14 protein-coding genes are annotated in these 14989 nt (G+C 59.5%); 5 read left to right on the plus strand and 9 right to left on the minus strand.

The genetic code is table 11. The features are described from left to right. Nucleotides 1-130 precede the first annotated feature (130 nt). Both QP915_RS02695 and QP915_RS02700 read right to left on the minus strand, forming a co-directional pair. Entirely contained in the window at nt 131-694 is a 564-nt protein-coding gene (locus QP915_RS02695) for a CAP domain-containing protein (protein WP_284767902.1), read from the minus strand. 563 nt (nt 695-1257) lie between these two features. After that, complete coding sequence (locus QP915_RS02700) at nt 1258-3156, minus strand: fructose-specific PTS transporter subunit EIIC (RefSeq protein WP_284767904.1); 1899 nt, start codon at nt 3154-3156, stop codon at nt 1258-1260. Nucleotides 3157-3260: 104 nt separating this feature from the next. Between QP915_RS02700 and QP915_RS02705 the strand changes: the two genes are divergently transcribed. Continuing rightward, entirely contained in the window at nt 3261-3770 is a 510-nt protein-coding gene (locus tag QP915_RS02705) for a 2'-5' RNA ligase family protein (RefSeq protein WP_284767905.1), read from the plus strand. On the opposite strand, the gene QP915_RS02710 is transcribed toward QP915_RS02705, so the two are convergent. From QP915_RS02710 to QP915_RS02725, 4 genes are all read right to left on the minus strand, one after another. After that, nucleotides 3767-4960 (minus strand): amidase, encoded by a 1194-nt coding sequence (locus QP915_RS02710; protein WP_284767906.1) that lies wholly within the window; start codon nt 4958-4960, stop codon nt 3767-3769. The genes QP915_RS02705 and QP915_RS02710 overlap by 4 nt on opposite strands. Before the next feature lie 134 nt (nt 4961-5094). Next, nucleotides 5095-6000, minus strand: a complete 906-nt coding sequence (locus QP915_RS02715) for a polysaccharide lyase family protein (protein ID WP_284767907.1) — start codon at nt 5998-6000, stop codon at nt 5095-5097. Nucleotides 6001-6021: 21 nt separating this feature from the next. After that, nucleotides 6022-6975: an alkaline phosphatase D family protein gene (locus QP915_RS02720; protein ID WP_284767908.1), complete on the minus strand. Its 954-nt coding sequence runs from the start codon at nt 6973-6975 to the stop codon at nt 6022-6024. Further along, a complete protein-coding gene (locus tag QP915_RS02725) occupies nt 6972-7571 on the minus strand; it encodes an alkaline phosphatase D family protein (protein WP_284767909.1) in 600 nt (199 codons plus the stop codon). The genes QP915_RS02720 and QP915_RS02725 overlap by 4 nt, the downstream gene beginning before the upstream one ends. Before the next feature lie 466 nt (nt 7572-8037). Between QP915_RS02725 and QP915_RS02730 the strand changes: the two genes are divergently transcribed. The 4 genes from QP915_RS02730 (at nt 8038) to QP915_RS02745 (ending at nt 11495) form a co-directional block, all read left to right on the plus strand. Continuing rightward, complete coding sequence (locus tag QP915_RS02730) at nt 8038-8256, plus strand: hypothetical protein (protein WP_225745844.1); 219 nt, start codon at nt 8038-8040, stop codon at nt 8254-8256. Between the two features lie 141 nt (nt 8257-8397). After that, a complete protein-coding gene (gene uriT / locus QP915_RS02735) occupies nt 8398-9822 on the plus strand; it encodes a uridine transporter UriT (protein WP_284767910.1) in 1425 nt (474 codons plus the stop codon). A gap of 9 nt (nt 9823-9831) precedes the next feature. Beyond that, nucleotides 9832-10773, plus strand: a complete 942-nt coding sequence (gene uriH / locus QP915_RS02740) for a uridine-preferring nucleoside hydrolase UriH (protein ID WP_284766760.1) — start codon at nt 9832-9834, stop codon at nt 10771-10773. Nucleotides 10774-10985: 212 nt separating this feature from the next. Further along, complete coding sequence (locus QP915_RS02745; protein ID WP_284766759.1) at nt 10986-11495, plus strand: gluconokinase; 510 nt, start codon at nt 10986-10988, stop codon at nt 11493-11495. Here QP915_RS02745 and QP915_RS02750 read toward each other — a convergent pair. The 3 genes from QP915_RS02750 to QP915_RS02760 all read right to left on the minus strand — a co-directional run bounded on the left by QP915_RS02750 (nt 11492) and on the right by QP915_RS02760 (nt 14975). After that, complete coding sequence (locus QP915_RS02750; protein WP_284766758.1) at nt 11492-12886, minus strand: GntP family permease; 1395 nt, start codon at nt 12884-12886, stop codon at nt 11492-11494. The two genes, QP915_RS02745 and QP915_RS02750, sit on opposite strands and share 4 nt — an antisense overlap. 174 nt (nt 12887-13060) lie before the next feature. Next, nucleotides 13061-13678: a M48 family metalloprotease gene (locus QP915_RS02755; RefSeq protein ID WP_284766757.1), complete on the minus strand. Its 618-nt coding sequence runs from the start codon at nt 13676-13678 to the stop codon at nt 13061-13063. Nucleotides 13679-13853: 175 nt separating this feature from the next. Continuing rightward, nucleotides 13854-14975: an ABC transporter ATP-binding protein gene (locus tag QP915_RS02760; RefSeq protein WP_284767911.1), complete on the minus strand. Its 1122-nt coding sequence runs from the start codon at nt 14973-14975 to the stop codon at nt 13854-13856. Nucleotides 14976-14989: the final 14 nt, after the last annotated feature.

Raw genomic sequence — 14989 nt, forward strand, 5'->3', positions numbered from 1 at the left:
ACTTTTCATTTACCCACGTGCGCACCCCCACCTAGGAACGGGAAACCGCCCCGCCCCGGGTAAGAGGTCCGGGAGGGGGCGGCGTGGCCGCTAGAGCCCAAGGGCCCGAAGGTCCTAGCTTGTGAAATCATTAGCGGCCGTAGTTCTGGACAGCGTAGAGCTTGCCCTCAGAGTTGACGGCAACACCAACGCCGATGGTCTTGGCACGCGGGTCGAGCATGATCTTGCGGTGGCCCGGGGATTCGTACCAGAGCTTTACCAGCTGTGCATCGGAGTAGTCGCTCCATGCCTGCAGTACGTTCTCGCTGCCGGCCGGGATATTCGAAGGGTAGTAGTTCCAGTGCTGTGGGCGGTGGCTGAGCTTATTGGCGCGAACCAGCTGGTTTGCCCAATCCTGAGCCAGTCCATTGAGTGCGGCGTTGGCGCGAACCGGGCGCAGGCCGTGTGCCTGGCGGTAAGCGTTGGTGTGATTGATGATGCTCTGTACGCGGTTGGAGGCCGGAGCAACCGGCTTTGCAGCGGCAGCCGGAGCAGCAGGCAGGTTTACGGATGGTACCGGAAGGTTCACGCGACCGAAGTTGCCGAAGGAGTTGGACGCCTCTGCAGGAGCTACGCCAACACCGAGGGCGACGGCTGCTGCCAGTACCGGAGCGACGAACTTCTTGGCGGAGAAGTGAACTTTGGGGGTAAACATGAGCGGTACCTTTCTTCTGGGGCCTAGCGGGAATCTATAGGGCGGGGCTCTTGGAGTGTTAACGGCTAACTTCCGTTCCTCTTCACTTAAAAGTCAATCAATTCCTCCCGGGTGAAAGCCAGCTGACCAGCAAATATTAGGATTCATGAAGTTGATGTCGCGTAAAACTAATTGTCTCTTAGTTACTTCTCGATTTGAGCTAGGAAACCCCTAAATTCCCTCAGTGATGGCGTTCAGTTCCCAGCCCCCACGGGGGTAGATTTCAACCTATATCTCAGGTTCCCAAGGAAATGAAATTGTTTTAAGGTATACGGCCTTAGTTTTAAGTCCCTTTCTGGCAAACTGGCCAGTTTCTTGATAGGGCCTATGAGAAACCTTGTGCATTTCTGGCTGTCTAAGGATCGTAAGAGGGCACCAGGGTGATGCGTGGTCTCGCTCGGGGCCGCCTCGCTACCACTGCACCCTCCTGCGAAACCGCCCTTCCGCCGCATCCCTCCGTGGTGTGGGCATAAGGAAAGCGCCCAGCGGGGACAATCGCTGTGCGCTTTCAGCTACAAGACAATTTAGGCCGGGGTGGTCGAGGCTGCCTTGTCAGTCGATGGTGCAGGGGAGAGTACCGAGGAAATGATGTCGGCGGCTTCCTTGCGCGTCTTCGCACCGTGGAGCTGTGCGCGGAAGTCCTCTTTCATGATGTTGCGCGCCAGCTTGGACAGCAGCTTGAGGTGCTGCTTTCCAGCGTTATCCGGAACGGCAATAAGGAAGGCCAAGGTAGTCGGGTCCTCACCCTCTGCCCACGTGACGCCGTGCGGAAGGCGCGCGAAGGCGAGAGTTGGTACCTTCACCCCGGCAGACCGAGCGTGCGGAATGGCCACGCCGTGACCCACACCAGTGGAACGGGTAGATTCGCGCTTCAATGCGGCGCTAGCGACCGCCTCTGCATCGGACATGCGCGCGGAGGTGAGCTTCACCATGGAGCGAATGACCTCTTCGCTAGAAGAACCCAGATCTTTATCGAGGCTAATCGTATCGACAGCAACAAGCGGCTTATCCTTGCGCTGCGTCAATCCCACCAGCAGGAGAATAAGGCCAGCGCAAACCACGATGCCGGCAAGCATGGCGATAAAGAAGCCAACGACGTTATCTACCGCGCCGAGCACCGCGACGATGGGGCCGCCGTGCATGACGTGGTCTTGTGCACCGAAAAGACCGGCGAGCGCACCGGCTACGGCGCCACCGGCAACATTGGCGGGGATGACTTGTAGCGGGCGTGCAGCCGCGAGCGGAATGGCGCCCTCAGTAATGCCGAAGAATCCCATGAACAATGCGGCGATGCCCGCATCGTTTTCGGCTTTGGTAAACCAGCGACGGCGCAGGAGCGTAGCTACGCCCACGGCGAGGGGAGGCACGGCAATCGCACATGCCGCCATGCCCATCGGCGCCGCATTGCCGGCCGCGATCATGCCGCCGCCGAAGAGGAAGGCCGTTTTATTGAAGGGGCCACCCATATCGAAGGCGATCATGGCGCCCAGGATAAGGCCCAGCACGATGACGGAGGAGCCCTGCATTCCAGCGAGATAGTTGGTCATTGCCTCGAACGCGGCCGAGACCGGTGCGCCAATGAGCAAAATGAAGATGAGCCCCACGATGAGCGTGGTGAAAATCGGGATGACGATGATGGGCCAAATCGGTGCGATGAACTTGTGCACCGGAATCTTCTTAATGGCAAGAGCCACATAACCGGACAAAATACCGGTGACAATGCCACCCAAGAATCCGGCACCTGCCTCAGAACCGTAAAGCGAGCCGGTGGTGGCGATGAGTCCGGTAATAAGGCCAGGGGCAAGGCCCGGGCGATCCGCGATGCCCACTGCAATGTAGCCGGAAAGTACCGGGACCATAAGCGAGAACGCCAGGGCGCCGAGCTCATTGACTGTGTTCCAGAAGCTATCTTCCGGAATCGCCATGCCCTCGGGCGAGGGCGTGCCGCCGATGGAGAGGGCGACTGCAATGAGCAGACCGCCGGTCACCACGAACGGGATCATGTGTGAGACGCCGTTCATCAGTGCCTTGTACAAGGTTTGGCCTACGCTATTTTTGCGAGGCGTGTCTTCTTCCGTCTTCTCGGAAGTGCCCTCCCAGCGCGTGGCGCTCAAGGATCTGCTGAGCAGTTCCTTCGGGTGTTTGATGGCCTCGTCCACACCGGTGGCCTCGAGTCGCTTGCCGTGGAAGCGGTCCTTGGAAATGACCGTATCGGCACCAATGACAATGGCGTCGGCTTCGTCGATGTCTTGCTTGCTAAAGGTTCCCTCGACGCCGATGGAACCATGAGTTTCAATCTTGATGCGATAGCCCAGTTCTTGGGCTGCGGCCTCGAGGTTCTCGGCCGCCATATAAGTATGCGCGATGCCCGTCGGACACGCCGTGATGGCGAGGATGAGGGGCGATGACTCTGAAGTGCTCATGGCTCTCATTAAACGGCAATCGTTTGCGTTGGCACAAGAGGGGGTTGCCTACTCGACGGCCGGTACGCTGGAGACACTTCGCTATAGAAAGGGAACGCTCGCCCGTGAGTAAAGCATCGCCGGATAATATCTTGCTCTACCTGCCGCAAAAGCAGGAAGATCAGGTGCGCGACATCTTTGCCGGTCTTGCTGAGCGCGGTTTTCCCGTCCAGCATCAACGCCCGCACATTACGGTGACCTTTTCGCCGCAGATGCAGCCGGAAGTGGTGGACCTGGCCGCCCAGTTGCTGCCGGCCGTCATCCCCGCGGATTTCCGGCGGGTAGGAAACGTCATTTTTGGCACCAAGCGTAAACAGACGGTGGCCTGGCTGCTGGAGACCACCGACGAGTTAGAGATTGCCGCGCGAAAAATCAGTGTCGCAAACCCGGACGGGCGTGGGCCGCGCTGGACTCCGCACCTGACCATGGGGTTGCGCCTTCCGCGCGAGGAGGTCCCCGGCTATATCCAGGCGATGGACGAGCTTACCTCATCGCACTTTAAGGAGCTCACCGCCGTCGAGGCCGCCTATTGGCGCCCGCGCACGCAGGAAAAGACCCTTCTAGCAGGGGCTTAGAGCAGGGCCTGCAGTGCGCGGGCAACGCGTAGGACGGTCAGGTCTTCGCCCGGCTTGCCGACGACCTGCACCGCATCACCCACCCCTTCTTCCTCGTCGCCGCGCAGCGGCACGGTAATGGCTGGCCAGCCGAGAACATTGAAAGGCTCGGTCCACCGCCGTAGGCTTGCGGCCGATTCCGCGGTATTGTCCGGGGTGATATCAGACCACTTGAGGGGGCCGGAATCGAGGGTAGGGGTGAGGATAATGGAGGCGTCGCCAAGCAAAGCAAGCGCTTCCTCGCGCAATTTCTCTACGCCCCGTGCGGCCGCGTTGTAGTCTTCCTGGCTGATATTTTCCCCGCCCAGGACGCGCTGCAGAATCACGTCCTGGTACTTATCGCGCTGGTCCAGCAACGGCCGGTGGACGTCGTAGACCTCCTTCAAGCGCATCGGCTCGTAGAGCTCGGCCGTGGCGGCGATAGTATCTTCCAAGTCCGCACCCTCGGTGAGCTCAAAGTCTGATCGCTCCAGCGCCGCTAACAGTTTAGCGAAACGCTCGCCCTTGGCCTTAAGGGCCGTGACATCAATAGCAGAAACCTCCTGCGCCGCGGCCGGCTCCTCATTCGCAGTGGCAACAAAAGCCTGCTCAATCAGGTCAATCGAGCTGGCAAAGAAACCAATGCAATCAAAACTCGGGGCAAAGGGGAAGACCCCTTCTACCGGAATCAGCCCGAAGGTGGGCTTAAAGCCCAAAACGCCCTGGCAGGCGGCCGGTACGCGCACCGAGCCAGCGCTATCGGAACCAACTGTCAGGTCGAGCGCACCGCACGCCACTAAAGCAGCGGACCCGGAGCTAGACCCACCGCCGCATACTTCGGGATCGCGCGGGTTGATAACGCGTCCGTACGCGGAGGCATCGCCCAAAATGCCATAGGAAAATTCCTGTAGATTCGCCTTCGCCACCGGCAGCGCGCCCTGGGCTGTGAGACGCTGTACCACCGGCGCGTCTTTCACCGGTGTGCAGACAGCTTTGACCTTGGAGCCACAGGTGGTTGGTACGTACGCCACATCCACAATGTCCTTGAACGCCACCGGCAGCCCCTTGAGGGTCGGCGAAAGATCCACCGCGTGTTCATCAAACGGGATGATGGTAATCACCGCATTATGATTCTGCTGGGCACGGTTTAGGCGATCAGAGACAGTAGGCATAAGGGGAGCTAAGTCCTTTCAACACCGGAGACTAGCGATGCTAGCGAGGTAGATAGAGTGTGCAGATGTTACTACCGTACATCAGAAACTGGTGAACATTTTCCAAGTCTAGGCAAAACACAGTCTGAGTGGTGTCACTTAGCAAAAATCCCCAGTGCATCCCACGCAAGCCAGCCTCCTTCGCGGAGAGTGAAAACCAGCTGGTTTTCTCCTTCCTTTAGGGTATCTTCGGCGAGATCAAACTCGATTGCTGCGGGGCGCAGCGGGGTCGGGTCCCCGCTAGCATCGCCTTGGCGCGAACCTTGCGTTGCGCCCTGTGGGAGTTCCACTTGCTTATGAAGGTCATTAACAGTGACGTCGAGAATGCCGCCGAGCTTGGTGGTATCAGTGAGCCATAGCGCCAGTGCCGCCTTCCCGGTGGGCTTATCCAATTTCACCGTCCACTTCAGCGTGTAGGCCTTGCTTCCCGCCCACTTATCCCCGGGGCCGGGGAGGAGATAGGGGACGTCGGCAGGCGTAGCATCCGGTCCAACGGTGATTGTCTGGTCTGGGTGCGCGGTGACGATCTTCTTGTAGTCCTTTGGGGAGTACTGAAACTCCGTGCCCTTTCGGTCAAAGGAACCGATGGTGGCTAGCGCTGTGCCAGCAGTGACCGAAGGCAGCGAGGTAGACGTCGTCTTGCCAGAAGGAGAGGACTCAGCACCGGCAGCATCAACCACCTTGACATAGTAAGACCACTTTTCACCGGCAACATCGCGCCGGGAGTGGTGGAAGAAAGGGAAGATGGTCTTGCCCAGCAGCACGTCTACGCCATTGGGATCAGTGCCGATGACGCGGTAGTGGTCCAAAACGACGTCCCAGGAGGCAGGCTCCCAGGTGACGTAATTTTCCATGAGCTGCGGTTCTGTCTGAACACCGGTTACGGCTGGCGGAGCAGCAACCGCACCAGGAGCTGGGGTAGAGGAATCCTGGTTAGAAGAGTTCTTGCGGGAAGAACCGCGGCGAGAGGAAGAAGAGGAAAGCGAGCTAAAAAGTCCCATGATGAATTGTCCTTTCGGGGTTTAGAGGGAGCGCAGCGTGTGCTCGCCGGCATTGGTGCGGAAGGAGAATGCAGTCTCACGCGGGGCAGTATCATCGCGCTCGATCCAAGGCACCACGACGAATTCGGAATCAAGATGCTCGCGGGTAACACGAACCTTGATGTAACCGCGGCGTTTATCCATGGCCTTCACATATGGTTTTTCCAGCCACTCGGTGCTCTTGGAACCTGCGAAGCCATCGCCATCGGAAGCAATGGAAGTAGCGACCAATTCCACGCCTACGGGCTGGCCGGATTCTGATTGGATCTCCGCAGCACAGTGTTGGTGGATATCGCCGGTGAAGACAATAGGGTCACTGACCTTGGAGAGGGACTCGATAAGCCGGCGACGCGCTGCGGGGAAGCCGTCCCATTGATCGGTGCTATCGGCGATCGGTACGACGACCACGCTGTTGACCACCACGTTCCACTGTGCTGGGGAAGTGGCGAGCTTATCGTTGAGCCACTGCTCCTGCTCCGCGCCCAAGATGCTGGCATCTTCTGCAGATTCTTCGCGGTATTGGCGGGTATCGACCAGATTGAAACGCATAAGCGTGCCCACGTCGAAGGAATCATAGATGCGGTTATTGGGGCCATCGGGAAGCGCGGGCGGGGCAACCGGCAGATTCTCATAGAAGGCGCGGTAGGCCGCTGCGCGCTGGTAGAGGAAGTGCTCGGCCTTGGTGCCAATCTCGGACCAATTACCGGCGTAGTTATTTTCTACCTCGTGGTCATCCCACACAATCGCCATTGCGGCGCGTGCGTGCGCGGCCTGCAGGTGCTCATCGGACTTAAAGAGCGAGTAGCGCAGGCGATACTGCTCCAGCGTTTCCACCTTTGCCTTGAAAACATCGGGCACGCTTGCGCCTTGGCGCCAGAGATTATCGCCTTCCACAATGCCGTATTCGTAGATGTAGTCACCCACGAAAATCGTCATATCCAGGTCTGGTTCTTGCGCAATGTGCTTCCACGGGTGAAATAGCCGTGGTACCACGCCTGGCAGGAAGCTACGGTGAAGGTGAAATCATCCACCTTTGCGTCGGGCGCGGGCAGAGTCTTAAACTGACCTACTGGGCTCACCTTGCCATCCACGCGGAAGCGATAAAAATACTCAGTTGCAGGCTTCAGTCCAGTTACCTGCGGGTGCACCGAGTGCGCCAGCTCTCGTTGAGCTAGGGCTTCGCCTTGCTTGACGACGTCCCCAAACCCCTCATCCTTCGCAACTTCCCACCCCACGCGAACATCGCCGCCGGTCATGCCGCCATGGCCATCCTCGGCCAGCGGTTCTGGGGCCAGGCGCGTCCACAAGATCATCGAATCGTGCCTAGGTGTGCCCGCTGCTACACCCAGGCCAAAAAGCTCCGAATCCTGTGGATGATCCCCAGCTTGCGAGGAACCCCATGAACTCAGACTCGACTGTGCACCCGCCTTGGCCGGCGCATTAATTCCCGCAGCCACCGCCGCGGCCGAAACACCAGCAATCTGCAGGAAACTACGACGATTAAAAGAAGGACGACTAATTAAATCAGACATACAAAGCTCCGTTAAAAGGTCTATAAGGAACTTTTCCAGCCTAAGTAGTCGCAGTGAATCGCTGGTTAATTCTGCGGCAATAGTAAGAGAACGTCAGTAAGAACCTCGCTGCCATGGATCGTTCTCTCGGCAGTACTCCGGGGAGTTTGCGTTCACGCAATCCGCCCACCATTTATGTGCTCGCATGTGCTCTTCTTCCACCTCGCCGGTTCGTGTCATCGCTGCGGGCAAATCCGAATCTGAACCCCCGTTCCCGCTGCCCGCCGGGGAGGAACACTGAGATGGATCGGAGACGTAGTGATCCGTTTGCGGGCACCGGTAGGGGTACTTTGACATCTGCTCGTCGTGGAGGTTCTGACATTCTTGCGCCCAACGGATAGTTCCATCGCTGTACCAACCTTTGGTGGTCCAGCTACCGCCGCCATAGACGCACTCGGTAAGGGTGGGTTCTGCGGTGGATTCGGCGGTGTTCGTTAGGGGAGCGTCGGCAAGCGAAGGCTCAGTTTCCGATGTCGGCTGTGGCTCCGAAGAGGTCGTTTCCGGGGCAGAGCTTGTGGAACTAGAGCTGATAGTAGAACTATCGGCCGTGCTTGAGGTGCTAGGCGTCGTCGTTTCTTCCGGCTGTGACTCCGGAGAGGAACAGGAAGCTAAAGAAAGTATCACCGTTGCGACAGCGGCGATGTAGGAGAGAATCTTCATAATCTATGGATAGTAGACAATGAGAAAATAGCTGGTGGCGCTAAGTGGGGTGTCCTGCGCAACACCAAGGAAGTTGAGGCATGCTTCCCACTATGGAGCGGAGGATTCATCAACTACATTTAAAGCCATGACTTCCACCACCTCCGAGCCGCCAAAGCTCCAGCCCAGCTCCTATATTCCATTGATGTTCGCACTGCTTACGGCAGTGTTTGCTTTCCAGCTCAATGCGTCGATGCTCTCGCCTGCCTTGGCGACGATGGAAAATGAGCTGGGTGCCACCACCGCACAGATTGGCCTAACGCAGACTGCGTTCTTTACGGCCGCGGCATTGTTCTCGCTGTTCCTACCGCGCTGGGGCGACCTCATCGGGCGCAGGAAGGTTCTCGTCGGCATGATGGCGGTTGCTGCGCTGGGCTGCGTGGCTTCCGCCATCGCGCCCAACGTCGCCGTGTTGCTTATCGGCCGCATCATCCAGGGCGTGGCCGGGCCGACCGTCCCGCTCTGCCTCATCATGCTGCGCCAGCAAGTACTCAATGAGAAACAATACGCGCTGCTTCTGGGTATTGTGACCTCGGTAAACGGTGGTATCGCGGGTGTTGACGCTTTGGCCGGCGGCTGGCTGGCGGGCAACTTTGGCTACCGCTCGGTCTTTTGGACCATGGCAGTACTATGCGCCATCGCGGTAGTAGCAGTCCAGGTATTTACCAAGGAATCCACGGCCACCGAAACCCCCCGCATGGACTGGGCGGGTGTGCTGCCCCTGGCCGTGGCGCTGGGTTGCGTTCTCACCGCATTCAACGAGGCCGGCAAGCTTGCCGAGGCCAATTGGTTCCTCGTCATTGTCCTTCTTCTCATCGGTGCCGCCGGCTTCTGGACTTTCTGGACCGTGGAAAAGAAGGTCGCCGATCCGCTCGTGCCGGTGGCTTACCTCAAGCAGCGCCGCACCTGGGCACTGCTTTCCACCACGCTGCTTACCATGACCGGCGTCTTCGCCGTAATGAACGGCCTCATTCCGAACCTCGGCCAGGACCCAGACGCCGGCGCCGGCATTTCCGCCAGCACCATTTCCTGGGTCACCCTTACCCCGTACGCCCTCGCCGGCCTGGTCTTCGGCCCGATTGCCGGTTGGATGGCCTCCAAGCTGGGCTATAAGTACGTCCTGCAAACCGGCCTCATTGGCACCGTCGTTGGCCTGATTATTTCCATCTTCGTGGTCGGCGCCCCGAACGCATGGACCCTGCTCTTCGTCTCCATTTTCTTGGGCGTAACCTACGCCGGCATTGCCAATATCATGCTCAACGGCCTGGGCATTGTGCTTTCGCCGGCCGATAACCAGGGCTACCTGCCCGGCATGAACGCCGGCGCCTTCAACCTCGGCGCGGGCCTGTCTTTCGCCGTGCTCTTTGCAGTTTCCGGTTCCTTCGAGCACGGCTACCGCGCGGGCATGATCGCCGGCGTCATTATTCTGCTTGCGGCCCTTGCCCTGTCCTTCCTCATTCCTCGCCCCGAGTCCATTGATGACACCGTGGCGGCCGTCAACGCCCGAAAGTAGGCTCGTGGCATGACGCGAAAAATCATTCTGGACTGCGACCCCGGCCACGATGACGCGGTGGCCCTGCTTCTAGCTCTGGGCAATCCCACCATTGACCTGTTGGGCATTACCACCGTTGGCGGCAATCAGACCTTGGATAAGGTTTCCCACAATGCCCTGGTGGTCAAGGAAATCGCTGGACACCCAGAGGTTCCGGTTTATGCCGGCTGCGATCGTCCGCTCGTGCGCCCGGTCGAGGTTGCCGAGGCCATCCACGGCTCCACCGGCATGGATGTCGAGGGCGTCCAGCTTCCGGAACCAAGCACCGCGCTTGCCGACGCCCACGCCATCGACTTCATCATCGACACCATCATGTCCCATGGGCCCGGCACCATCACCCTGGTGCCCACCGGCCCGCTTACCAATATCGCGATGGCCGCGCGCAAAGAACCGCGCATCGTCGAGCGCGTTAAGGAAGTAGTCCTCATGGGCGGGGGCTACCACGAGGGCAATTGGTCCCCGGTTGCCGAATTCAATATCAAGATCGATCCCGAGGCCGCCCACATCGTCTTCGAAGAGCCTTGGCCCGTCACCATGGTCGGCCTCGACCTCACCCACCAGGCGCTTGCCACCCCAGAGGTCGAAGCCGAAATCAAGGATCTGGGTACCCCAGTCTCAGAATTCGTCGTGGGCCTCTTCGGCTTCTTCCGCAAGGCCTACCAAGCCAACCAGGGCTTCGATAACCCACCGGTCCACGACCCGTGCACCATCGCCTACCTCATCGATCCGGATATTGTCCAAACCCGCAAGGCCCCCGTCCACGTCGAGCTTGCCGGCGCACTGACCACCGGCATGACCGTCACTGATTTGCGCGAGCCTGCCGACGCCTCCTGCCACACCCAAGTCGCCACCACGCTCGACCACGCCGGCTTCTGGCGCCTTGTCACCGACGCACTCAAGAACCTCGCCTAGGCCACCATCGCCACGCATTCGCTGTGCGTCCGCTACGCGGGAACCCAACTTTCAGCCACGTTATCGCCCTTGAATCACCAGTTTGAGGCAATAACGTGGCTGCTTTGTATCTTGAGAGAAATGTTGACCTCGACACTAGATGCGGCTACTTAACCTGAGTTCGAGGGGTCGGCCTAAACTTGAAAGGAACACAATCAACCCAAGGAGCCACCATGAACCAGCACAGTTTCCGCCACATCGTAGTAATGGGAGTATCCGGCTCGGGCAAGACAACGGTGGGGGAGGTGCTGTCGCCGTTGGTAGGTCTGGAGTACCGCGATGGCGATGATATGCACCCCAAGGCCAATATCGACAAGATGGCTGCGGGGACACCGCTCAATGATGCGGACCGGGAGCCGTGGCTGAAGCAGATTGGTCAGTGGCTGGCAGATAGGCCACAAGGTGCGATGGTGGGCTGCAGCGCGCTGAAGCGCAAGTACCGGGATCTGATTCGCGAGTACTGCCCAGCCGTGGTGTTCGTTCACGTGCACGGTGACTTTGACGTGCTGCATGAGCGGATGCAGCACCGGCCGGGGCACTTTATGCCAGCATCGCTCTTGCAGTCGCAGTTCGATACCTTGGAGCCGCTGGAAGAAGACGAAACTGGCCGCGTCTTTGAGGTGACGCGGCCAGCCGAGGAGATTGCCGAAGAGGCTGCTGCTTGGATTAAGTCTGGTGCCTAAAAGAGCGCTGCTACTGCGTAGAGCACCAAGACCAAGGCAAAGCCGATGACGGAAATCAGAATTTGGTTGACCGTCCAGGTCTTCAGCGTGGTGACCGTATCCATGCCCATCAGGCGGCCGACGAGCCAGAAGCCGGAGTCGTTGACGTGGGAACCGAAGACAGAACCGGCGGCGGTGGCCACGACGATCAGGGCAAGCTGTAGCTCATTGAATCCGCCAGCTTCCACGGCGGGAACCATGAGGGCGGCGGCCGTGGTTAGTGCCACGGTGGCCGAACCTTGGGCCAGGCGCAGCGCCACGGCGATGAGGTAGCAGGCAAGGATGACGGGAATGCCGAGGCCGGAAAGCGAATCGGCCAGGGCGTCGCCAATGCCGGAGGTACGCAGAACGCCACCGAACATGCCGCCGGCACCGGTGATGAGCACGACGGAACAGATGGGGCCAAGCGAGGAATCGATGAGCTTTTCCAGCGCGGTCTTGTCCACGCCGCGGCGCGGCCCCAAGACCACGAGCGCGACCAGCACCGTAATAAGTAGCGCGATAGGCGTCTGGCCAAGCATGACAAAGAACCGCACCCACGCGGCGTCGGCATCGATGGTGCCATAGGACGCCAGGGCATTGAGGCCGGTGTTGAAGAAGATGAGCACCATCGGGATGAGCAAGAGGCAAATCACCGTTGGGGCAGAGGCGGGCTTAAGGGGTTGTTCTTCCTCAGAAAGCACCGGGCCGGCGATGGCATCAGTGACTTTCAGCGGGAATTTCTTGCCGGAAAGCAGGCCGAAGCGGTAGCCGGAAATATACCAGGTAGGCAGCGCAAGCAGCAGGCCAACGAGGAGGACGAGGCCAAGGTCAGCGCCGTAGAACTCACTCGCCGCCACAGGGCCTGGGTGCGGCGGCAGGTACACGTGCATGACAGAAAACGCACCGGCGGCCGGCAGACCAAAGGCCAGGACGGGGCCGTCCAAACGGCGAGCAACGGCGAAGATCACCGGCAGCATCACAATCAGGCCGGCGTCGAAGAAGATAGGAAAGCCCATGATCAGCGAAGCCAGGCCGAGCGCAAGGGGTGCTTTGGATTCGCCGAAGCGGTGAACCATGGCGTCGGCAAGCGATTTGGCGCCACCGGAGGCCTCCACCAACCGGCCAATCATGGCACCCAGTCCCACCAGCAACGCCACCGAGCCCAGCGTGGAGCTAAAGCTTTCGGTCATGGTGGGCACAATGCCCTCGAGCGGAATGCCCGCAGCCAGCGCCGTGAGCGCCGAGACCACCAGCAGGGTGAGAAAAGCGTGGAGCTTGAAATAGATGACCAGCACCAAAATCACGGCGATGGCGGCCACCGCAATGCCTAGCAGCGGGCCGGTTGACAGGGTGGGTTCCCACGTATCCATAAAGCGGGCTCCTTTTCTTATGCAAACCTTTGAATAACGGCAACGTTAGCAGCCGCCCCGCTTGCCGATGCCGCTCTTCCGCCAAATGCGACCCAGCCGACACCCCTGATGGGGCTGGGTATATAAAAATCCCCTAGGCACCGGTACAGGAACCTAGGGGAGGGTGCAGGCAGTTTAGTCGAACTGGCCTTGGATGACAGCCGCCGCATCCAGCGGGGTCACGTGGTAGGAGATGGGGTTCTGGTTGGCGCCGGCCATGAGCGCGCCGGCACAGGAGTGGCCCGCGCCCATCATGTGGCCCAGCTCGTGGGCGATGGTGCCCTGGACTGCCTCTGGGTACTGGGCATTTGGAATCTTGATGAAGACCATCTTGTGGTCAGGGTAGGCGGCACCCTGCACGTAGCCGTTGGGGTCGGGCTTGTAGATGATGGCGACGGTGTCATCGTCAGCCTCGGAAGGCTTAACTTCCTTCAGGGAAGCCTTGCCCTTGAGGGCCTTGTTCCACTCGGCAACCGCGGCATCCAGCTGCTTGCGGTACGGGAAGTCGCCGACCACCTTGTACTCCAGCACGCCATCCTGGAAGTAGGGCTTTACGGAGTCCTCATCGTGGAGGATGGAAGGATCCGGGACCGGCTTGCCATCGTTAGCCAGTTTGGTGATGGTTTTGCATGTGCCCGGGGAGATGAGGGAGCGAACCGGATCGCTCTTGGCGCTAGCGGCCGGCGCGGCGACGGTGCCGAGGATGGCGGAAGCGGCCAGGGTGGCGGCAGAAAGCTTCTTGAAAGAAGGCATAGGCAGTGAGTTACCTTTCGGTTGATTTTAAGGTTCGCAGAGTGCGATATTTCCAGCAATATCCGTGGTAAACGGCATTGTGTGGGTGTCTTATGTGTGTGAGCATATATCAGTTTCTTATTGTCTGCAAAGGGAAAAATAAGAAACTGAGGAACTTGCTGCCTTTTACCGCCTTCTAGTTCAATCGCTCCCCAGTAGTGGTGCTAAACAAATGCACGCGGTCCAGGTCGGGGGAAACGTAGAAAGCATCGCCCACCGCATAACGACCGCGGGCATCAACCAGGATGCCGGTCTGGCCACCCATCCGGGTCGAGGATTTGAGGACGCCGTCGGCGGAGCTGTTGCCGGTGGCGTCGTTAAGCTCGCCATAGACATAGGTCTGGTTGCCCAGCTCCTCGACGTGCGCGACGGTGAACTTCGCCCCGCCGTTGCCGGTATCGCTTAGCTGCCAGTCTTCCGGGCGGATGCCCACGGTAACGGTCTCCACGCCCTCAAAGTTGTAGTTGGCCAGATTGATGCGGGTAGAGCCGATGGTGAGCTCAGAGGAGTTATGGGTGAGGTCGTAGATATTCATCGCCGGGGAGCCAATGAAACCGGCGACGAAGACGTTCTGCGGGCGGTCATAAATGGTGCGGGTGGTATCCACCTGCTGCAAGACGCCGGCATTGAGAACGGCGACGCGGTCACCCATGGTCATCGCCTCGGTCTGATCGTGGGTGACATATACGGTGGTGGTACCAAGGCGGCGCTGCAAGTTAGAGATCTGCGCGCGGGTGGAGACACGCAGCTTAGCATCTAGGTTGGATAGTGGCTCGTCCATGCAGAATACGGCCGGTTCGCGGACAATGGCGCGGCCCATGGCCACGCGCTGGCGCTGGCCGCCGGAGAGGTTGGCCGGCTTGCGGTCCAGAAGGTCTTCCATTTGCAGGATCTTCGCGGCTTCGCGCACGCGGGATTGAATCTCGTCCTTGGGGACCTTGCGGTTTTCTAGCGCGAAGGACATATTCTGCGCCACGGACATATTGGGGTAGAGGGCATAGTTCTGAAAGACCATGGCCACGTCGCGGTCCGATGGGCTGACCCCGGTGACATCCTTGCCACCGATGCGGATGGAGCCGCGGTCGGTGGGCTCAAGGCCCGCCAGCATGCGCAGGCTGGTGGACTTGCCGCAGCCGGATGGGCCGACGAGGACCAAGAATTCGCCATCGGCAATATCCAGGTTGAGGCGGTCAACGGCGGGGCGTTCCGCGTCCTTAGAGTAGATGCGGCTTGCGCCATCGAAGGTGACAGTAGCCATGGTTACCTTTCAGA

The sequence above is a fragment of the Corynebacterium sp. MSK158 genome, from assembly GCF_030229085.1.
GTDB lineage: Bacteria > Actinomycetota > Actinomycetes > Mycobacteriales > Mycobacteriaceae > Corynebacterium.